The organism is Rhizobium sp. CG4, from assembly GCF_023701965.1.
In the GTDB taxonomy this organism is placed as follows: domain Bacteria; phylum Pseudomonadota; class Alphaproteobacteria; order Rhizobiales; family Rhizobiaceae; genus Agrobacterium.
Window position 1 is genome coordinate 341,953 of the sequence record NZ_JABAEG010000004.1, and the last position, 20,940, is coordinate 362,892.

Consider the following 20,940-nt stretch of genomic DNA (forward strand, 5'->3'; position numbering starts at 1 on the left):
TGATGCGTCTTGAAACAGTTTTTGGCCTGAAGGGCCGCACAGCACTGGTGACGGGCTCCAGTCGCGGCATCGGTGCCGCCATTGCCGAAGGTTTGGCGGGGGCTGGCGCGCACATCATTCTGCACGGCACAAAAGCCGGAGGCGCAGCAGTTGTTCAGCAACGCATTACCGATGCAGGCGGCACAGCGCAGGAACTGGCAAGCGACCTCTCAAGCCCCAATGCTGGCCGAGACCTGATTAAACGGGCTGAAGCCATCGCACCGATCGATATTCTCATCATCAATGCCAGCGCCCAGATCAACGCGACCCTGTCTGATCTGAAACCCGCTGATCTTGCGTTCCAACTGGCGGTGAATCTCGGTTCGACGGTGGATATGCTGCAGACCGCGCTGCCGCTGATGGCCGCCCGCAAATGGGGCCGGGTGGTTTCGATCGGATCGATCAACCAGCTTCGCCCGAAAGGCGTCGTTACCGCCTATGCTGCCACCAAGGCGGCACAGCACAATCTTATCCAGAGCCAGTCACGGGATTTTGCCCGCGACAATGTCCTGCTCAATACGCTGGCACCTGGCCTGATCGATACCGACCGCAACGCACATAGGAAAGATGAGGATCCCGATGGCTGGGCAGATTATGTCCGCACCCTCAACTGGATGGGCAGAGCAGGGCAACCGGAGGAGATGGTCGGAGCGGCGATTTTCCTGTCATCTCAGGCGTGCAGCTTCATGACCGGCGAAAGCATTTTCCTGACCGGTGGTTACTGAGCCGGACCTGCTCGCCACCTGCTGGTTAACCTGCGTGACCAATCGCTACTGTCTCCGTTGCTCGGCAGGCCTCCATCGAGGCGTGTTCAAGCGGACTGCGCCTGTTCCAAAAGCCATCTTTTAGAAAACTGAATTTCCGGCAGCTTTCCAGACATTGCCAACCTAAAGCAAGCTTCTGTCAAACCGGAAGCCTCAGCTTACCGGGGATATTGTGCGGGCATCATTAATTTATCCAGATTTGTTGTCGACAAAATGAATACACTAGATTATATCCAGGGTAATCGAATGTATAAAGTCCATTGATCCCGTGAGTGAAATGGCTCAACAGAAAGGAAGCCGCATGTCCGCCGCAGTATTTTCGGGCACTATGCCTGCATTGATGACCCCTTGCAAAGAAGACCGCACGCCGGACTTCGACGCACTGGTCAAGAAGGGCAAAGAGTTGATCGCGCTCGGCATGTCAGCGGTGGTTTATTGCGGTTCGATGGGTGACTGGCCACTCCTGACCGACGAACAGCGCATGGAAGGTGTCGAGCGTCTGGTCAAGGCAGGTGTGCCTGTGATCGTTGGAACCGGCGCCGTCAACACCGCTTCGGCCGTTGCCCACGCAGCCCATGCCCAGAAGGTAGGCGCGCAGGGTCTGATGGTTATTCCGCGCGTCCTGTCGCGTGGCTCGGTCGTGAGTGCCCAGAAGAGCCACTTCAAGGCCATCCTCGCTGCAGCAACTGATCTTCCGGCGGTGATCTACAACAGCCCCTACTACGGCTTTGCGACCCGTGCCGACCTGTTCTTTGATCTTCGTTCGGAGCACAAGAACCTTGTCGGTTTCAAGGAATTCGGTGGCCCGGCTGACATGCGTTATGCCGCAGAGAACATCACCAGCCGCGATGATGAAGTCACGCTGATGATTGGTGTCGACACCGCCGTCGTCCACGGCTTCGTCAATTGCGGAGCAACCGGTGCAATCACCGGCATCGGCAACGTCCTGCCGAAGGAAGTCCTGCACCTGTGCAAGCTCTCCATGGCTGCGGCAACAGGTGATGCGGACGCTCGTCAGCGTGCATTGGAACTGGAAAACGCTCTTGCCGTGCTGTCATCCTTCGACGAAGGTCCGGATCTCGTTCTCTACTTCAAGCACATGATGGTGGTGAAGGGCGACAAGGAATACACGCTGAACTTCAATGAGAGCGATTTCCTCTCTGACAGCCAGCGTGGTTATGTCGAAGCACAGCTGAAGCTGTTCGACAATTGGTATGCCCAGTGGAGCAAGCTGCCAGGCGCTGTCCAGACCTACAAGGCGTAACCAGAAATAACAGCGGGGTCCGAGCACAAACTCGGACCCCGCTGTAAATTTCGTATTTTCACACTGCTCACTGGTGATTTTCACTGAGAGCCGGCTCTGGCAGCGTAAACGGCGCCGCACAGCTCCCAAAATGCATAATCAAGCGTGCCGGCGAAAAAGCGTCTCCGCGCAGATGGGGCGACCTGTCATCAAATCGATCCCCATTCACGCGCGGCAACGAGCCGTGATTTAATCAAGCAGGTACGACGTTTTCCGCTTTCGACTTGCCAGTCTTGCGGTCCTGACCGATTTCGTAGCTGACCTTCTGGCCGTCACGAAGTGGGCTCGAGCTCTGAACTGCAGAGATGTGAACGAATACGTCAACGCCGCCATTGTCTGGCGTGATAAAGCCGAAGCCTTTGTCCTGATTGAAAAACTTTACTGTCCCAGTGGCCATGTATATCCCCGTAAATAATGGCGGCCCTTATGCCGCCGACGCGGGAGATTAGGCATCTGCGCCGTCAACCGCAACCGATATTTGATAGTAAATACTGTAAATACAACGTTGCGAGGCCACTTTAATTGCCTAGACAGCCATTTTTGGGCCTTCACCCGCCAAACGTGGCCAAACAAAGGCCTGACAAAACTGCCTTTGGCAGGCAGTTTTGCATCTGGCCCTGTCGACTAGATCAATTGAGGACTGGAAGAGACAGAGGTGCGAGTTCGCCAAGTGAACGGCCTTGAGGGTCCTTTTGGGCAATACGGCTGACCGCAAATTTCGAGGCCTCCTTCATCACCTGGACCGCAGCATCATAATCCAGCCCAAGCAACTTGCCGCCACGCGCAATACATTGTCCATCGACATAGACGGCCTCTACCGCGCGCTCTGCCGCGCATTGCAGCAGGTTGCGCAGTGGATCGTACACCGGCTGCATGGCGGGATGGTTGAGATCAACAAGCGAGAAGTCCGGCTTTGCGCCAACCGCAATGCGACCAATATCCGAACGGCCAAGTGCCTTCGCACCACCAAGTGTTGCCATGTCCAGGATATCACCGGTCTTGATGTCGAAAACGCTCTTGCCGGCAATTCGCGCGCAGATTAGCGCGCGGCGCATCTCTTCCAGCATATTGTAAGGATAACTGTCCGTGCCAATACCGACATTGATACCGGCCCGGCGATAACGCCCGATCGATTCCAGGATCATGCCGCTGCGCGAGAACGTAACCGGGCTGTGGGCAACGCTGGTACCGCGTTTAGAAAGCAGCTCCATATCGGTCTGCGTGCGTTCACGTGTCCAGGAATGGCTGTCGAGGAAAATACAGTGACCGAGGATCAGCCTTTCATCGAGAATACCGAGCCCTTCTAGATATTTGACCGCCGTCTTGCCGGTCCGGCTAAGCAATTCCTCATGTTCTGCCATGGTCTGCGCGGCATGAATTGTGATCGGCACGCCACGGCTTTTGGCCGCCGCCGTCGCTTCAATCAGCAAGTCCTCAGAGCATGTCTCAACCTGCGACGGGGCGATGACGCCACCAATGCGGCTGGAAGGGTGGGCCTCGGCGGCGTCAACACAGGCAAGTGCCTGTTGGTAGGCCTCGCGACCACGTGCCTTATCCCAGCGATATTCCAGTCGGTGACTGTTTTCGACGTGCCAGCTCGCTTCACGAAATCCCGGCGCGGCATAGGTACGGGCACCGCTTTTAACCAGCGTCGGCAGCCACGCGTCATGAGGCCCGGCAATATCGAGAAGTGTGGTAACACCACTGCGAATAAGGTCGCCAAGCATGATCGTTAGTGACGCTTCACGCGCCTCCTGGCTGATTTCGATCAGGCCCGAATATTCATACATCGCCTGACCCCAGAGGGCGGCTGTGCCCATGTCATCGAATATGCCCTTTGACAGCGGCTCCTCATCGGAATGACAGTGGATGTTGATGAGACCAGGCAACAGCATACTGCCCTGGCCGTGTTCTTCCACCGCAAATGGACCGGTATAGTGCCCACCAATGTGCAGGATAGACGTGTCATCGAAGGCAATATCGCCATTGTTGAGATAGGCATGGCTGCCGGTTTTTTCGTCATAGGCGACGATAGTTTCGACATTACGGATGACGGTGATCTGCTTAGTCATGGCTTGTCCTGAAATAACGTTCGAGGAAACGGCTATAGGCACCCATCAGTGCACTGAAGAGGAAATAGACGGCAGCGGCGAACACGTACCCTTCCAGTACGGCAATGCCCTGCCAGACCGGATCGCGCATCGCCGAGCGCACAGTATCGAGGAAGTCGAGCAGCCCAACGATGGTCACGAGCGTCGTGTCCTGAAAGAAGCCGATGAACAGCGACACCAGGGGCGGAATGACTTTCTTCATTGCCTGCGGCAGCACGATCTTGAAAATGATCGGCCAGTAGCCCATGCCAAGTGCCTTGCCAGCCTCGATCTGGCCCTTCGGCACATCCTGCAGACCGCCGCGCACGATCTCGGCAATATAGGCGGCAGCGAAAATGATGATGGCGATCTGGGCACGCAGCAGCTTGTCCACCGTCACGCCGTCCGGCATGAACAAAGGCAACATCACGGTTGCCATGAACAGAATGCTGATCAGCGGCACACCACGGATGATCTCGATGAAGCTGGTTGCCAGAACACGGATGACCGGCAGGTCAGAGGCGCGCGACAGTGCCAGCAGGATGCCGAGCGGCAGGGCACAGGCGAGCCCGACAAACGACAGCATGAAGGACAGCGGCAGACCACCCCACTGCGTTGTCGGAACGGCACGCAGGCCCAACATGCCGCCCGCCATCAGAATGTAGAGGCCGGGCAGGATGAGGAAAATCCACGACAGCAGCAGCTTGCGGCTCCACATCTGTGGCACCATCGAAACCGTAATGGAGCCGAGAAAGACAATCAGAGAAACAAGCGGCCGCCACTGTTCTTCATAGGGGTAAAAGCCAAAGGCCATGTAGCGCAGCTTAGTGCTGAGAAATGGCCAACAGGCACCGCTTGCCGTCTTGCAGTCTTCCGGTGTGCCGGCGAAGGTGGCGTTTAGAAACAGCCACTGTATCGCGAACCAACCGAGGGCGAGAGCGACGGCACTGCTCAGAATGGTGATCAGCGCGTTGCCAGGCGTACCAAACCAGTCCTGCCGCCAGCGTTGCGGACGCCGGGGAGGGGACTGGATGCTGGCTGTGCCAAGGACGAGTTGAGCTTCCGTCACGATCAACGCTCCTTCAGCGCAACATGAGAGTTGTACCAGTTCATGAACAGCGAAATTATGATCGACAGGGTGAGATAAGCCCCCATGAAGATCGCAATCGTTTCCATGGCCTGCCCGGTCTGGTTCATCACGGTGTTTGAGACCATGACAAGATCGGGATAACCGATGGCAATCGCCAGTGAACTGTTTTTGAAGACGGTGAGGTATGTATTGGTCAACGGTGGGATCATCAAGCGAGATGCCTGTGGCAGAATAACAAGCCGCATGGTGCGGCGGCGCGGTAGGCCAAGCGCCATCGCCGCTTCCCACTGGCCCTTGTTGACAGCCTGAATGCCCGCGCGAACAATTTCCGCTACATTGGCCGATACGCTGAGAGACAAGCCGAACAGCAAGGCGACAAATTCTGGCTTGATCTGCACGCCGCCCGTGAGGCGAAAGCGGCCTTTCTCTGGCAAGTCGAAAGTCATGTCTATGCCGTGCAGCAGCAGGGCCAGCGCAACAGGCAGGAAACCGAACATCACGGCAACCAAAGCGCCATTATTGGAAACGCCGGTTGCCAATCGCCTGCGGAGTGCAAAACGCCTGATGACCACTGCACCTATGATGCCAACAACAATGGCCGCAAAAACAAAGGCAAAACCGCTTTCTAAGGTGACGGAGGGAATAACGAGGCCGCTATTGGAAAGATAGACATGTGGTGCCAGTGCCAGGGCTTCTCGCACGGGTGGCAGCACATTGATGATCACCGCGTACCAGAACAGCAAATAGAGCAGCAGCGGCACGTTTCGAAGTGCCTCGACATAGCCCAGCATCAGCCGCTGCAAGATCGGATTGCGCGACATGCGACCAATCCCGACCAGAAGTCCGATGATAGTGCCGAAAATGGCGGCCAGCAGCGACACCTTGACGGTGTTGGCAAGACCAACCAGCAGCGCATGGGCCACTGTGTCGCTCGGCCCATAGGGAATTGCCGCTTCACTGATGACAAAACCAGCCTGTCGCGACAGGTAGCTGAACCCGGTCGCAATATCGTGTTTGGCAAGATTTTGGCTTGCAGTCGTAAACATCGACCAGGCAATCAACGCGATGACACCGATTGCCAGCCATTGGTAAAAAAGCGCGCGAAAGCGCACATTACTCAGCAGAGCCATCGGAACCCTCCGTGGAGACGGCCGCAAGAGGTATTCGCGCCCGCAGGAACGGGCGCGACGATCTCGTTTTATCGGATTGGCGGAGCGTAAAGCAGGCCGCCCTGGTTCCATTGGGTGTTCGGGCCGCGGGTCATGCCAAGTCGGGTCTTTTCACCAAGCGCACGGTCAAAAACTTCACCGTAATTGCCGACCGACTTGATGATGTTGTAGCCCCACTTGTTGTCGAGCTTCAGCATCTCGCCGAGATTGTCAGTGACGCCAAGCATACGCTGGATTTCCTGGTCGTCGCTTTTGACCTTTTCATCGACATTGGCCTGGGTGATGCCCTTTTCTTCTGCCGCCATCAGCATCCAGATCGACCAGGATACGATATCGCGCCAGTTGGAATCGTTCTGGCGAACGCCAACTGCCAATGGCTCTTTGGAGATGGTTTCCGGCAGAACGACATAGTCGTCGGGATTGTTGGCAACGGCGCGGATCGAAGCAAGGTCAGAACGGTCAGACGAGATTGCGTCGCAACGACCGCTGAAAAATGCTGCACGGTTTTCGTCCGGGCTTTCAAACACAACCAGTTCAAATTTGGCGCCAAGCTTGCCGAAGAAGTCGCTGAGGTTCTGCGCCGTCGTAGTGCCGGGCAGGGTGCAGATGGCTGCATCCTTCAGTTCCTCGGCGCTGGTTACGCCAAGCGACTTCTGCACCATCAGGCCCTGACCGTCATAAAACACGACAGGCCCGAAATCGATACCGAGAGAGGCGTCACGGGTAAATGTATGGGTTGTCTGACGCGACAGCACATCGATTTCGCCTGACTGAAGTGCCTGGAAACGGGTATTGATGTTGGTCGGGACATATTCGACCTTTTCACCATCCCCAAAAACGGCGGCGGCAATGGCGCGGCAGATATCCGCATCAAAACCTTCCATGCGACCCTTGTCATCAGGTGCAGCAAAACCGGGCGTGGAGAGAGAGACGCCGCAAACCAGCTTCCCGCGCTGCTTTACCGTGTCGAGTGTATCGGCGCTGGCAACGCCTGCTGTAACGACTGTCAGAATTCCGATGGCTGCACCGATGCAGCTCCCAACTGTCCATCTATTCATTTCAGTTCCCCTTTTGATTGGATGCACTTCCCTTGTCATTTTATTGTTTTTGGCTAAGATAATGCGTACAGTATTGTCTACAATATCTTTCCATGATTGACAACACCCGTCTCTATCGCTGCGCTGAATTTTCCGAAGCCGGCAGGCGCAGCCGATCGCCACCCCGAACGACAGACGCATTCGTGCGTGATGCCGAGCCAGCGGGATTTCACAGCCGATACCACAGCAAATATCAGGCGAGGGCGGCGCGCAGATCGTGGGAGAGATCGCGGATTTCGCTCAGGTCTAGCTCGGATTCGACATGCTCGAGATGATGCGCCATCAGATGCACCGCCTTTTCGGCGTCGTTGGCAGCAACCGCCTCAACGATCTCGGCATGTTCATCCGGCCCACAATTGAAGCGGTTGGTATTGCGGTAGACGGCTGTTATCAGCGATGAGCGGGCAATCAAGTCCCGCATTGTCGTGAACAGGAAGTCCGACCCCAGAGTTTCCGCCAAAAGCAGGTGAAAACCACCAGAAAGCTTGATGATTTCACTCGTAATATCTTCCGTATTGGCGACACGTTCCTTGGCAACATGATCACGCAATCGCTTTAGATCTGCTTTGGAAACTGACTTGCACAGACGTTCGATCACACAACGTTCAACTGTGCGGCGCACAAAAAAAACATCCCGCGCCTCTTCTACCGATGGCTTGGAAACAAAGGCACCGCGGTTCGGAATGATTGTGACAAGGCCATCGCGCTCCAGTGCGGTGAGGGCCTGACGAACCTTGGCGCGACTGACATTAAAGATCGTCGCCAGTTGCTCTTCCTTGAGCTGCACACCGGGACGAAGCCGGCGCTCAGCGATGGACAACCAGACTTTTTCGACAATGTGTTGTGTGGACGGTCCGGCCTGTGCGGTCATCAAATCTGTTCCCTGTTGGGATTACACAAGCGCAATCTGACCAGAAAAGTCAATCATATTGTCAGGATATTCATTGCATTATTGTCGACAATATGAGACATCATTGTAAATTATGAAATTGAGATCTCACCATGGAATTCGACTTCACCGAACTTGAGCCACAAAGTCGCTACCGCCTGCTGACGAATTTCATCGGCCCGCGACCGATAGCGCTGGTGACGACCCGTTCGGCAGCAGGCCATAACAACGCGGCGCCCATGAGCTTCTTCAACGTGTTTTCACACGACCCGCCACTTGTTGTGCTTGGCATCCAGCCGCAATCTTCGGGTGAAGAAAAAGACACGATGGTCAATATTCGCCGCACCGGTGAGTTCGCCATCAACATGGTCGACATGACCTTGTCGCAGCAAATGCTGGTCTGCGGGCTAGGCTTTGATAATGAAGTCGATGAACTCTCCATGGCTGGACTAACAGCCAAGCCATGCGCCAAGATCGACGCAAGTTATGCCGCGCAATCGCCCTGTGTCTTTGAGTGCCGGGTGGAACGTCTGATCGATTATCCCCGCCGCACCCTGGTGATTGGCGAAGTCCTCCACATGCATGTTCACCGAGAGTGCCTTGATGCCGAGGGACGTTATGTCGATCCAGAACGGTATCAGCCGATCGCGCGTTTGCATGCCGACAATTACATCACTTCGGATCGCCAGTTTGAACTGAGCGCACCACCGATCGCAGATTTCATCAAACCGCAGGACAAATAGGCCCTGAGAGGTTCACGACGATGCATATTCGCCTGATCAACCCAAACTCCACGGCTTCGATGACCAGCCAGGCGCTGGCAAGTGCGTTGCGGGTAAAACAATCGGGCACCGAGGTTTCTGCCGTTAATCCGGCAAACACCCCCATCAGCATCGAGGGTGGCGCGGACGAGGCAATGGCTGTGCCAGGCATGCTGGAGGAAATTCGCAAGGGCGAACGTCTGGGCATTGAGGCCTATGTCATCGCCTGCTTCGATGATCCCGGCCTGCACGCGGCCAGAGAAGTTGCGCGCGGCCCCGTCATCGGCATCTGCCAGGCGGCGATACAGGTGGCGATGACCATCAGTCGCCGCTTTTCGATCATCACCACATTGCCCCGGTCCATCCCGATCATCGAAGATCTGGTGAGTGATTACGGCGCAGATCGTCACTGCCGTAAAGTCAGGGCAATCAATTTGCCTGTCCTTGGACTGGAGGAAGACCCAGCCATGGCAGAGCAGTTGCTGATCCGTGAAATTGAAACGGCCAAACAGCAAGACCGCGCCGAGGCCATCATTCTCGGTTGCGCTGGCATGTCGGCGCTCTGCGATCGTCTGCGCGAGGCGACCGGTGTTCCGGTGATTGATGGCGTGACGGCAGCAATCAAGATAGCCGAAGCCCTCGTCGGTGCTGGTTACGTCACATCAAAGGTCAATGCCTACGACTATCCGCGCGTCAAGGGGTGACGGGCAGATCTGCGGCTGACACCGGGCCGTCTTACGACTGAATTCATCTGGTCAACATACTTCCCATCATTTGCTCGCGAGAGACTTGTGGCGGCGGATCATTATCTTCCAGCCGAGAAAGCGACCGCCTGTCGTGCTTGGCACCAGATCATCACAGATACAGACAATAAAAAGGCAACACATTAGGTTGTCACTTCCCACATGCTTTTCGAACGAACATCCGTACTCTACTCGGCATCAAGCCTGCCGTTTCAACTCGCCACGACAACGGCTAAGGTCTTGCGCGCACCTCTGATTAGGCCAAGGGATATTGAAAATTGAAGCGACTTTTTTTGGCAACAACTCTTATTCTGCACCCACAAGTCGTATTCAGCCTTGAGCAAAATCAGCGTGTTAAGCCCATACCAAGTAGGGCAATTCCAGACTATCAACTGGGCGGCAGTTATGAGCCGCCTCTTGGCGTTACTGTTGTGGCGCGGGACAGCACAGCGATGCCAGCCGAAGGCCTTTACAATATTTGTTACGTTAATGGTTTTCAGACCAGCCGTACAGCCATTGGCCAAAAGAGCTTTTGGTTATTGACAAAAACGGCAAAGCATTTGCCGATCCCGGCTGGCCAGATGAGTATCTTCTGAACATCTCGTCTGCAGCGATCAGAGAACAGATTGCAAAACGGCTCGCCACCAGCATAGCGCACTGCGCGAAGGCCGGCTTTGACGCCGTCGAATTCGATAATCTCGATTCCTTTAGCCGCTCTAAAGGGGCGTTGACGCAGGAAGATGCGGTGGCATTCGCGCGCCTGCTTGTCGAGATCGCACACAGCAATGGATTGGCCGCAGGTCAGAAGAACACACCGCAGCTTTCCCACGACGAGCGCCGCACAATCGGATTTGATTTCGCCGTTGCAGAAGAATGCCATCGTTTCGATGAGTGTTCCGAATATACACGCTTCTACGGAGATCAGGTCATCAACATTGAATATACCGATGACCTGCGCGGAAAATTCTCCGCTGTCTGCCGTGACAAGAACACGCCCAAAGCCACGATCCTGCGTGATCGTATGCTGAAAGCGCCGGGACAAGAAGGCTATCACTACGCCCATTGCCCGGCAGCATCTCGCTGACACCTCCGCTTGCCGCGGCAACTTCTGGCATCAACCGAACCACAAAGCGTTACGCAAAAAACCGGTTGGTGGGACGTGGCAACCCGAGATGGTCTCGCAACGTTGTTCCTACGTAATCCTGGCGGAACAAACCTCGCCGTTGCAGTTCCGGAACCAGCCGAAGTACCACATCGTCCAGCCCTTGCGGAAGATATGGTAACACGACTGTAAAGCCGTCACTGGCATCCTCGGCCAACCATTTTTCCATCTCATCAGCGATGGTTTGTGGCGTGCCCACAAAGGCGAGGCCAGCATAACCACCATATCGCTGTGCCAACTGACGCACCGTCAGCGCGTCCTCTCTTGCAAGCCTTATAGCTTGCTCGCGACCGGTCTTGCTTGCATTCGTATCGGGTATGTCAGGCAGCGGGCCATCCGGATCAAAACCGGACGCATCATGGCCAAGAGCAATCGACAGTGACGCGATAGCGCTGTCATAGTGCACCAGACTGTCAAGCTTGGCGCGCTTGGCCTTGGCTTGTTCCACCGTGTCTGCAATCACGATGAGAGCAGCGGGCAGTATTTTCAGTTGCTCCGGACGGCGGCCGAAAGCTGGCATCCTGCCTTTGATATCGGCATAAAGGAGCTTTGCAGCGGCCAGATCGCGCGGCGAGCAAAACACCACCTCTGCGGTTTCAGCAGCCAGTTGACGACCGGGCTCTGATTGGCCCGCCTGCACGATGACGGGCCAGCCCTGGACAGGCCTGGCTATGTTCAAAGGCCCCTTGACCTGCAGGGCAGGGCCTTTGTGATCAAGCACGTGCATTTTATCGGGATCAAAGAAGATGCCGCTTTCCTGATCGCGAATAAATGCATCATCAGCAAAGCTGTCCCACAGGCCCGTGACGACATCAAAAAACTCACGCGCTCTCGCATATCGATCACCATGATCAACATGGTTATCCAGACCAAAGTTGAGCGCGGAGTCAGGGTTTGCCGTTGTAACAATATTCCATGCAGCGCGTCCGTCGCTGATATGATCGAGCGAGGCAAACCGGCGAGCAACGTGATACGGCTCGTCAAAAGTCGTCGACGCCGTTGCGGCAAGGCCAATCTTTTCGGTCACGGCAGCCAGCGCCGAAAGCAAAGTGAACGGCTCAAAGGATGTAACAGTGTGGCTGCGTCTCAGCGCCTCCACAGGCATGTTCAGAACCGCCAGATGATCCGCCATAAAAAACGCGTCAAATTTTGCAGCTTCTAGCTTTTGAATGAATGACTTCAAATGGGAAAAGTTGAAGTTCGCATCGGCATAGGAACCCGGATATCGCCACGCGCCGGTATGCAGACTGACGGGACGCATGAACGCTGTGAGATGCATCGACTTTGCCATGGAGCGGCTCTCCTTCGAGCATGTTGGAATATATTGGCGATAGACATAGGGCCAACCTCTCGAATATTTATTCCCTAATTCTAACCGAGATAAGATAAATAACTCTATATCCAATCACATCATTGAAAATTTAGATTTTTCTTCCGAAAATTCGAACTTTCGACATTACATCACGACCCAAATAGTATATATATTTTATAGATAATAACCGGGTGAGGATAAATCATGGTTCGCGTTTCAGTTGATCGTAAATATGACGCAGCCCGCAATATTACCGACATCACGCAAAACCGTTGTTGCCGTTTTCCATCACGAATGCACGCACCTGTGACATCGCAGAGGTGGATTAGTTCGAGGTCGAAAAACGCGCTGAAAAGAGACGGATATGCAGAGACACGTTATTGAACACGCCGGACTGCCGGTCGGAATAGCAATCGCTGAAGACAACAAGTTGCGGTTCATTGCCGTGAAGTTCCATGTGATTGATCTCGACAATCGCAGATATGCGAGCTTGCACCATCTGACGGCAGACATCCGCAGCCATCTGGCAACACCCAGCGCTTTTGCGGCGTGATCCTTAACGAACCATGATTTTTCACAGCCGAGCGGATATGCGGCGAAACTTACGGATGCGCGCAGAGAATATTTGTCCTTGCTTCGACGATATGCGCAGACATATGGTTTCCCGCAGCCAGACTGTTGCGGTCCTTGAGGCCATTAAGGTTTGATTTTTGGCGACGTCGTTTTTCATCCGCTCCGCGATTAGGGAGCACTTCGCCATCCGTCGCCAAAGATTTCCCGCGTGGTCAGCGTTATCAAGCCAATCTGCAATCTCCCAGGCATTAATCAGACCCGGGGAGTGTGACATTCCAACTTTGCAGAAACCAGGGGCATTATTGTCTTCGTTGCATTTGAAAATGGAATGTACCACGCTACAAACATAAATCGCATAAGGTTTGTTATGGAACTTTTGTATTCCATGTCCTTATGTTCAGATGGTATCAGCTGTTCGGCCGGTCTTGCTCAAAAGCGCTGCGGACAAATAACTAAAAACAAAATCATCCCTCGCAAAGAACCCTCAATTCCGTCATTTGTTGTTTTTAGCGATTTTTGTTGCAATGCACAGACTTTGAAAATGCCAACGCTGAAGTCATAAATTTTGGACTTCCGTCAATTTAGACCGCAAATTATATATTTATTACAATAGGATAGATTTTATTTTAACAAAAATTATCCTTCCCGTTGACAACTACGGACGAGAAATGTTGCCCTTAAATCAGCAGAAGTGAATAAATATCACATATGCTGATTGCCGGGAGGGCAATCGTCACGTTCACGATCATGGGAGGATCATATGAACAGTCGTCGTCATTTCATGGCTACCTTAACGGTAGCCGCTTCCACTGTCGCAATTCTCGCATTTGGCGGCCAGGCCGCCTACGCCAAAGATCTCAAAATCGGTTTTAGCCAGGTTACCCTGCAATCTCCATTTTATGTTCAGTTGAAGAATGGTGCAGAGTCAGCAGCAGCGGCATCAGGTGACACGTTGGTGTTTCTGGATGCCAACGGCGATGTGTCGAAGCAGAACAATGATATTCAGGATCTCATTACACAGGGCGTCAACGCCATCATTATCAATCCGGTCAACCCGGATGCCGTGGCACCGTCTTTGGATGCAGCAGCAGCGGCAGGTATTCCTGTCATAACGGTCGACCGACCTGTGCGTGGTGGCACCGTGGCGGCCCATGTCGGGCGCGACAACAAGGCTATGGGCAAACTGGTTGGAGAAGCCGTCGTTGCGAAACTGAAGGCAGATGGCATCAGCGATGCCAAAATCATCGAAATCCAGGGTGACGCAGGTGGCGCCGTGATGATGGACCGTCGAGACGGCTTCCACGATGCGATCAAGGATAGTGGCCACAAAATCGTCGAAGGGCCTTACGCTGAGTACATCCGCGCCAATGCGGTCACCGCAATGCAGGACCTTTTGCAAGCCCATCCTGATGTCAAGGTTATCTACGCCCATAATGATGACATGGCACTTGGTGCTATGCAGGTCTTGAAGGAAAACAACCGGGACGATGTTCTGGTTGCAGGTGTCGATGGGCTGTCTGAAGCGCTGCAGACCATGAGCTCAGGCGGCAAATATGTGGCGACCGCTCTCAACGATCCGCAATATCTCGGTGACGTCACCATTCAAGTCGCACTTGAAGCCGCCGCCAAGAAAACGGTTCCGGCCTTTGTCGATGCCGGCACGGCGCTGGTAACACCAGAAAATGTGGGCAAGTTCCCGCATTCTGCACTGTTTGCGGAATACCGTCCGCAGGTTCTCAACCAATAACTCCCAAGCAGACAGGAGGGGCTTCGCCCCTCCTGATTGATCTTATCTGTCAATGAGCGTCGGCGCCCCAGCCCGACGATTGCCTCGGTGTATCTGAAGGATAGCAAAATCATGCGTGCAGCCGTACTCCACACGCCCGGAGATATCCGCCTCGAAGACGTTGCCAAACCCGTGCCGGGACAAGGAGAAGCCCTCCTACGCGTCGCGGCCGTCGGCGTTTGTGGTTCGGATTTGCCGCGAATGCTCACCAAAGGTGCCCACAAGATGCCGATTATCTGTGGTCATGAATTTTCTGGCGTTATCGAAGAACTCGGTCCGGGTGTTCCCAATTTCAAGATTGGTGAACTGGTCACGGTTCCTCCGATGCTTCCGTGCAATAGTTGTGACCAGTGCGCCACCGGCAACTTCTCTCGCTGCCGCAATTACGACTATTTTGGCTCTCGTCGCGATGGAGCCTACGCGCAATATGTTTGCGCTCCGGTCAGCAACCTTATGAAGGTTCCGGCAAACTGCGACCCGCGTGCGGCCGCAATGGTCGATCCGGCGTCGATCGCGCTACATGCCATTTGGAAGGCGGGCGGCGTGACGATGGGTGATCGCGGAGCGGTTATCGGCTGTGGTCCAATCGGGCTTTTTGCCATTCAGTGGATGCTGTTGATGGGAGCAACCGAGGTTGTTGCGATCGACATTTCCAAAGAAAAGCTTGAGTTGGCTCGTCAGGCCGGCGCGACACATACGTTGCTTTCAACTGACGAGATCCCGAAAGATATGCTGTGCAATATCATCATCGAAGCGGCCGGGCATCCAAGTTCAATCGGGACAGCGGTCCAGCTTGCGGCACCAGGCGGTCACGTTGCCTTTATCGGCATTCCGGTTGGCGAAGTGCCTCTTTCCAATGCCACCTTCCAACACTTCCTTCGTCAGGAAGTCTCGCTGCATGGTTCTTGGAATTCGTTTGGCGCTCCCTACCCCGGCCCACAATGGACGGTTGCGCTTGACAAGCTTGCCTCCGGAGCCCTCAAATGGGAGTTCATGATAACCCACGATCTTGCACTCAATGAATTACCCGCAATTTTCGAGCGGCTTCGCAACGACAGTGGCTTCTTTTTCTCGAAGATCATGTTTCGCCCGTGACGGACAAAACCCGGTTGGAGGCCGGGCCGTCATAACTGGCAGTTTGGGGAGGACAATCGAACATGGCTCATATTCTGAGCTTCGATTTTGGCACCGGTGGCGTACGAGCAGGTGTTTACGACGTCGACCGCCGTCAGATGCTTGGTCAGGCCGACGCAGCCTACGCGACACATTATCCGAGAGCCGGGTGGGCTGAACAATCTCCGACTGATTGGCGCAAAGCCCTTCGTCATGCTGGCCGTGCCGCCCTTGAAAAAGCAGGGCGAAAGACGGTTGATGCTGTCTGCTGCGCGACAACCGCATCCACTGTCGCGGTGTGTCGGCGTGATGGTACCCCGCTTTCGCCAGCAATACTGTGGATGGACTGTCGCGCCGATGCTGAGGCACGACAGACGGCATCGCTAGATCATGAGGTCATGCGGTTTTGCGGCGGCTCGGACGCTGTCGAGTGGCTTGTACCCAAATCGATGTGGTTGAAAAGCCATATGCCTGAACTCTGGTCAAAGGCCGAAGTGATTTGCGAAGCGCTCGACTATGTCAACTTCGACCTGACGGGTGAATGGGTCGGTTCGCGCATGAATGCGGCCTGCAAGTGGAATTACGACAGCCAGAACCATCGTTTTGTTCCGGAAATTTATGAAGCCTTCGGTATTCCAGATCTTTTGGAGCGTTTGCCGCAGCGCATCGTTCCTGTCGGCGGAGTTATCGGCACGATGCGCAGCGAAATGGCCGCTGAACTTGGTCTTGATAACCTGCCGGTCGTAGCGCAGGGCGGCATCGACGCTCATATCGGCATTCTCGGCGCAGACACGGTCGAACCCGGCGGCATGCTGTTCATCGGTGGCACGTCTATCGTCCAGCTGGTGCAACTTGCCCAGGAGGAAGACGTTTCCGGTTTCTGGGGCCCCTACCCGAATGCACTGAACGATGGCCGTTGGCTGGTGGAATGTGGTCAGGTTGCCGCCGGGTCAATGCTCAATTGGCTGACCGATGAAATTTTCGGCCTCGACAAAAATGGACATGCGGCGATGATTGCCGATGTTGCCGCAACGCCGCACCGCTCCGAAGGCCTGCTTGCGCTGGACTATATGATGGGTAATCGTACACCCTATCGTGACGCCTCCTTGCGTGGCGTGCTGATGGGGCTGACGCTGGGCCACACACGCGCTGACATTTACGCGGCGGCGATCGATTCCGTTGCGCTCGGGTCCGCCAATATCCTGTCGGTGCTCAAAGCACGGGGTGTGGCGGTCGAGCGCGTGATGATGGCTGGTGGCATCGTCAAGAATGCCGCCTGGCTGCAAGCCACGGTCGATGCGCTCGGACTTCCGGTCCAGGTCGCCCGTGAAGACAATCTTTCTCTTGTCGGCACGGCGGTCGCAGCCGCCTCCGCGATTGGCGTGTTTCCTGATCTGAAGACCGCCGCAAAAGCCTGTGTTGCACCCGCAAGCGAGCTACTGCCCAATCCCGGCCGCGCCGAATGGTTCGAACGTATGCTTCCCCTTTATCAAGACGCAACCGAACAGTTGCGCCCGACATTACACCAGCTTGCCCGTCGGCAGATGGGAGCGTGAACATGGCAGAACGTAACCCCTACTCCGCCCGCCTGCCCGTCAATGAACAGCGCGACCATCTGATGGTGCAGGTGGCCAAACTCTACTATGATTTGGATCGCACCCAGTCAGACATTGCCAACGAACTCGGCCTAACCCGCTGGCAAGTTGGCCGCCTGCTGGTTGAGGCCAAGGAAAACGGTGTCGTCCGGATCGAAATCACGCCTCGCGCTGGTCGGCGAACTTCAATGGAAGTCGAATTGCAGCGCCATTTTGGCGTTAGAGAAGCAATCGTCGTCCCGACGGTCGATATCGAAGAACCAAGCCTCATTATTGATAGCGTTGCTCAAGCCGCCGCGAACCATCTTGTCAGTCTCAATCCCAGACCATCACTCATGGGGGTCAGCTGGGGACGCACAATGGCAGCGGTTGCCCGCGCCTTGCCAAAAGACTGGTGCCCTGGCCTCAACGTGGTTCTTGTCAACGGCTCGACCGCACTGACCACCACTACCAGCCGAAATTCAGCAGTTGCCGAGGAGTTTGCACAGTCAGCGCCCGGCCGCGCCACGCTTTTGCCCGTGCCGGCGATAATGGGATCACGTTCGACTCGGGAGGCTCTCGAACATGACCCGATAATCGGGCGTGTCCTCAGACTTGCCGATGAAGCGCCCGTTGTCTGCTTCGGTCTTGGAGGCCTTACCCACCAGTCCGTTTTGCTGGGCTCGGGGTATCTCGATGACCACGATATTGCGCGCTTGAAAACGCTGAACTCCGTTGGCGATATCATGGGGCGTTTCGTCGATCGGAATGGCAAGATTGCAGATCGCCAGCTTGATGATCGAACTATCGGCCTGAGGTTGGAGGCACTTGCGCACAAGGAAAGAGTAATCGGTGTCGCGGCCGGTGAGGACAAGCACTTGATCACCGCCGCCTGCCTTCGGGCCGGCTACGTGACAGATCTGGTGACCGATGAAGGAACAGCCTGCAAAATTCTGGAGGAAGCTGCCTGATGGAAGACGTGCTCAGGATAGAACAACTCTCCAAGAAATTCCCGCCACATATCGTGGCCCTCGCCGAAGCAAATATTACGGTCAGAAAAGGTGAAGTTCATTGTCTTTTGGGCGCGAACGGTGCCGGGAAGTCAACCTTTCTCAAATTGATCGCTGGCGCTCTTTCGCCTTCCGGCGGGGACATCTGGGTCGAAGGCAAAAAGGTCAATTTCAAGACACCGGCTGAGGCCGCAGCAGTCGGGATTTCAATGATCTACCAGGAACTTGATCTTGTTCCCCAGCTCACCGTCGCTGAAAATCTGTTTCTTGGCCATCCACCCGCCAGTTTCGGGTTTCTGAACAAACGAGAACGACGTGCCCGCGCCCTTGAAGCATTGGCCAGGATAAGGGCGACCTTCTCTCCAGAAGACCGGGTTGGCAATTTGTCAATTGCCAACCAGCAACTGACGGCAATTGCGCGCTCGCTAACGCGGGATGCCAAGGTCATCATCATGGATGAACCGTCGGCCGCGTTGAACGAAACAGAACTGAAGGCAGTCTTCCGCGTCATCCGGGAACTGACGACGCGCGGCGTTGCGATTCTTTATGTCAGCCACCGCCTCGGTGAACTTCGCGAGATCGGAGACCGCGTCACGGTGCTGCGGGGTGGCCAGACAATCGAAACCTTCGATGTCGCAGGCACTCCGGACAGTGCGCTGGTCGAAGCGATCTTGGGTCGTAACCGCATGCTGATTGAGCGGCAGGAGCGCGCACCCGTGACCGGCGATGTCGTGCTGAGGGTTGACCGTCTTGTGGGAGCACACAAGCTGGAAATCCGCGATTTTGAATTGCGTCGTGGTGAAATTGCTGGATTAACCGGACTGAACGGTTCGGGCCGAACGTCATTTCTGAAGGCTCTATTTGGTGCAGACCCGGCTCAATCGCAAATGTCTCTTTACGGCAAATCGTTCAATCCCAAGTCGCCACGCGACGCGATCCGGGCGGGCCTGGGCCTGGTGCCCGAAAACCGCAAGACGGAAGGGCTCATTCTCGACGCACCGATCTATCGCAATGCCACTCTCCCGGCCATGCAAGGTAAATTTCTCGCTCGCCATGGAGAGCTGAAAGCGCAGACCGTTTCCGTTTTAAAACAGCTGACAACCAAATACGGCGCGCCGGAACAGAAGGTTTTGCAATTGTCCGGCGGGAACCAGCAAAAGGTCGTTCTCGCCAAATGGATCATCAAGGGTGCAAAGCTGCTGCTGCTTGACGAGCCTTCGCGCGGCCTCGATATCGGAGCCAAGGCAGATCTATACAAGCTGGTTGACAAGCTTGCCTCCGAGGGCGCGGCCGTCATCGTCGCCTCCTCCGAACTGGATGAGCTTTACGCTGCCTGCGATACAATCTGGGTCTTTCACGAAGGGCGGAACATCGCACGGTTCAATCCAGCCAGCACAGATCACGATACGATCCTGCGTCACCAGATCCTGGGAGAACATCATCATGACTGATACCGTAACGGGAACAACGCCATTGCAACGCTCCTCCTCTCGCCGCCTCGTGGATCTGGCGATCGAATATAACTTCATCGTTATCTTCCTTGTCGTGGTCGCTATCGCGGCAATATTGTCGCCGAACTTCCTCACGCCGACCAATATCTCCAATCTGTTTCAGCAGGCAGCGGTCGTTGGCGTTGTCGCCATTGGCATGACATTTGTCATTCTCACGGGAAATATTGACCTTTCTGTCGGTTCGGTTACCGCGCTTTGCGGCATGCTGGTTGCGGTGCTGTTGGCAGGGGGCATGCCCATCGTCCCTGCCCTGGCGATCACCATCTTCACCGGTGCCGTTGCTGGCGCATCGATCGGGGCGATCACCGCTTTTGCTGCCGTTCCAAGTTTTATCGTCTCGCTGGCAGGTCTCGTATCATTTCGCGGTGTAACCTATCTGCTGACCAACGGCACGCCGGTTGCCGGTCTGCCGCCAGAGTTCGCAGCCATCTCGTCAACGATGGTGCCCCTGCTACCTGGAATCCAGGTCAGCACCATGGGGATAATTTTCGTGGCACTGTGTGTTGCCGCCGGTGCTCTTTTGCGACTGACCGTTTTTGGTGAATCTGTCTATGCAACCGGCGGAAATCCGGAAGCTGCCCGTCTGTCTGGATTGCCAACCACGCGTATTCTTATCCTTGTCTTTACGGCATCAGGTGTCATGAGCGCGCTTGCCGGAATTTTGCTGACATCACGCCTGCGTATTGGTCAACCGACTGCAGCACAGGGCCTTGAGCTCGATGCAATCGCGGCTGTTGTGCTCGGAGGAACCTCACTTTTCGGTGGTCGCGGCGGCGTACTCGGCACCTTTTTTGCCGTGATGTTGCTGCAGGTACTGCGCAATATCTTCAACCTGCTCGGTCTCGGTTCTTTCTATCAGATGACTGTCACCGGCCTGATTATTGTTGCCGCCATTCTGCTCAACCGCTTCATCGATATCCGCCGCGGTCGTGCCTGAAACTCTTTGCAAAGATA

20 protein-coding genes are annotated in these 20,940 nt (G+C 55.2%); 13 read left to right on the forward strand and 7 right to left on the reverse strand.

Annotation, left to right across the window (positions count from 1 at the left end; genetic code table 11):
- Positions 1–2: 2 nt before the first annotated feature.
- Both HGO37_RS14905 and HGO37_RS14910 read left to right on the forward strand, forming a co-directional pair.
- Positions 3–764, forward strand: a complete 762-nt coding sequence (locus HGO37_RS14905; RefSeq protein WP_250984093.1) for an SDR family NAD(P)-dependent oxidoreductase — start codon at positions 3–5, stop codon at positions 762–764.
- Between the two features lie 340 nt (positions 765–1,104).
- On the forward strand, positions 1,105–2,067 hold the full coding sequence (locus HGO37_RS14910) for a dihydrodipicolinate synthase family protein (RefSeq protein ID WP_250983989.1): 963 nt from the start codon (positions 1,105–1,107) through the stop codon (positions 2,065–2,067).
- Positions 2,068–2,299: 232 nt separating this feature from the next.
- Here the strand turns inward: HGO37_RS14910 and HGO37_RS14915 are convergent, their stop codons facing one another.
- The 6 genes from HGO37_RS14915 to HGO37_RS14940 all read right to left on the reverse strand — a co-directional run bounded on the left by HGO37_RS14915 (position 2,300) and on the right by HGO37_RS14940 (position 8,423).
- On the reverse strand, positions 2,300–2,503 hold the full coding sequence (locus HGO37_RS14915) for a cold-shock protein (protein ID WP_192490822.1): 204 nt from the start codon (positions 2,501–2,503) through the stop codon (positions 2,300–2,302).
- Between the two features lie 232 nt (positions 2,504–2,735).
- Positions 2,736–4,178 carry an amidohydrolase family protein gene (locus tag HGO37_RS14920; RefSeq protein WP_250983990.1) on the reverse strand — a complete coding sequence of 481 codons (1,443 nt, stop codon included), beginning with the start codon at positions 4,176–4,178 and terminating at the stop codon, positions 2,736–2,738.
- The gene (locus HGO37_RS26525) at positions 4,171–5,265 is read right to left on the reverse strand and encodes an amino acid ABC transporter permease (RefSeq protein ID WP_250983991.1); all 1,095 of its coding nucleotides are present in this window, start codon (positions 5,263–5,265) and stop codon (positions 4,171–4,173) included. Before HGO37_RS26525 ends, HGO37_RS14920 begins: the two co-directional genes overlap by 8 nt.
- 2 nt (positions 5,266–5,267) lie before the next feature.
- Positions 5,268–6,416: an amino acid ABC transporter permease gene (locus tag HGO37_RS14930; protein ID WP_250983992.1), complete on the reverse strand. Its 1,149-nt coding sequence runs from the start codon at positions 6,414–6,416 to the stop codon at positions 5,268–5,270.
- Between the two features lie 68 nt (positions 6,417–6,484).
- Positions 6,485–7,513, reverse strand: coding sequence for an amino acid ABC transporter substrate-binding protein (locus HGO37_RS14935; protein WP_250983993.1), 1,029 nt, complete (start codon positions 7,511–7,513; stop codon positions 6,485–6,487).
- 232 nt (positions 7,514–7,745) lie between these two features.
- The gene (locus tag HGO37_RS14940) at positions 7,746–8,423 is read right to left on the reverse strand and encodes a GntR family transcriptional regulator (protein ID WP_250983994.1); all 678 of its coding nucleotides are present in this window, start codon (positions 8,421–8,423) and stop codon (positions 7,746–7,748) included.
- Positions 8,424–8,554: 131 nt separating this feature from the next.
- On the opposite strand from HGO37_RS14940, the gene HGO37_RS14945 reads away from it, so the two are divergent.
- From HGO37_RS14945 to HGO37_RS14960, 4 genes are all read left to right on the forward strand, one after another.
- Positions 8,555–9,184: a flavin reductase family protein gene (locus HGO37_RS14945; protein ID WP_250983995.1), complete on the forward strand. Its 630-nt coding sequence runs from the start codon at positions 8,555–8,557 to the stop codon at positions 9,182–9,184.
- A gap of 20 nt (positions 9,185–9,204) precedes the next feature.
- On the forward strand, positions 9,205–9,906 hold the full coding sequence (locus HGO37_RS14950) for an aspartate/glutamate racemase family protein (RefSeq protein ID WP_250983996.1): 702 nt from the start codon (positions 9,205–9,207) through the stop codon (positions 9,904–9,906).
- Positions 9,907–10,223: 317 nt separating this feature from the next.
- Positions 10,224–10,541 carry an endo alpha-1,4 polygalactosaminidase gene (locus HGO37_RS14955; protein ID WP_250983997.1) on the forward strand — a complete coding sequence of 106 codons (318 nt, stop codon included), beginning with the start codon at positions 10,224–10,226 and terminating at the stop codon, positions 10,539–10,541.
- Positions 10,478–11,029, forward strand: a complete 552-nt coding sequence (locus tag HGO37_RS14960) for an endo alpha-1,4 polygalactosaminidase (protein ID WP_250983998.1) — start codon at positions 10,478–10,480, stop codon at positions 11,027–11,029. Before HGO37_RS14955 ends, HGO37_RS14960 begins: the two co-directional genes overlap by 64 nt.
- Positions 11,030–11,078: 49 nt before the next feature.
- Here HGO37_RS14960 and HGO37_RS14965 read toward each other — a convergent pair whose 3' ends face one another.
- Positions 11,079–12,398 (reverse strand): LLM class flavin-dependent oxidoreductase, encoded by a 1,320-nt coding sequence (locus tag HGO37_RS14965; protein ID WP_250983999.1) that lies wholly within the window; start codon positions 12,396–12,398, stop codon positions 11,079–11,081.
- Between the two features lie 385 nt (positions 12,399–12,783).
- Here HGO37_RS14965 and HGO37_RS14970 point away from each other — a divergent pair, with 385 nt between their 5' ends.
- The 7 genes from HGO37_RS14970 to HGO37_RS15000 all read left to right on the forward strand — a co-directional run bounded on the left by HGO37_RS14970 (position 12,784) and on the right by HGO37_RS15000 (position 20,923).
- A complete protein-coding gene (locus HGO37_RS14970) occupies positions 12,784–12,972 on the forward strand; it encodes a hypothetical protein (protein WP_250984000.1) in 189 nt (62 codons plus the stop codon).
- Between the two features lie 780 nt (positions 12,973–13,752).
- On the forward strand, positions 13,753–14,739 hold the full coding sequence (locus HGO37_RS14975) for a substrate-binding domain-containing protein (protein ID WP_250984001.1): 987 nt from the start codon (positions 13,753–13,755) through the stop codon (positions 14,737–14,739).
- A gap of 111 nt (positions 14,740–14,850) precedes the next feature.
- Positions 14,851–15,873: a galactitol-1-phosphate 5-dehydrogenase gene (locus HGO37_RS14980; protein ID WP_250984002.1), complete on the forward strand. Its 1,023-nt coding sequence runs from the start codon at positions 14,851–14,853 to the stop codon at positions 15,871–15,873.
- A 62-nt stretch (positions 15,874–15,935) separates the two neighbouring features.
- Positions 15,936–17,447, forward strand: a complete 1,512-nt coding sequence (locus HGO37_RS14985) for an FGGY-family carbohydrate kinase (RefSeq protein ID WP_250984003.1) — start codon at positions 15,936–15,938, stop codon at positions 17,445–17,447.
- Positions 17,448–17,449: 2 nt separating this feature from the next.
- On the forward strand, positions 17,450–18,436 hold the full coding sequence (locus HGO37_RS14990; RefSeq protein WP_250984004.1) for a sugar-binding transcriptional regulator: 987 nt from the start codon (positions 17,450–17,452) through the stop codon (positions 18,434–18,436).
- The gene (locus HGO37_RS14995) at positions 18,436–19,926 is read left to right on the forward strand and encodes a sugar ABC transporter ATP-binding protein (protein ID WP_250984005.1); all 1,491 of its coding nucleotides are present in this window, start codon (positions 18,436–18,438) and stop codon (positions 19,924–19,926) included. The genes HGO37_RS14990 and HGO37_RS14995 overlap by 1 nt, the downstream gene beginning before the upstream one ends.
- Positions 19,919–20,923, forward strand: coding sequence for an ABC transporter permease (locus HGO37_RS15000; protein ID WP_250984006.1), 1,005 nt, complete (start codon positions 19,919–19,921; stop codon positions 20,921–20,923). Before HGO37_RS14995 ends, HGO37_RS15000 begins: the two co-directional genes overlap by 8 nt.
- Positions 20,924–20,940: the final 17 nt, after the last annotated feature.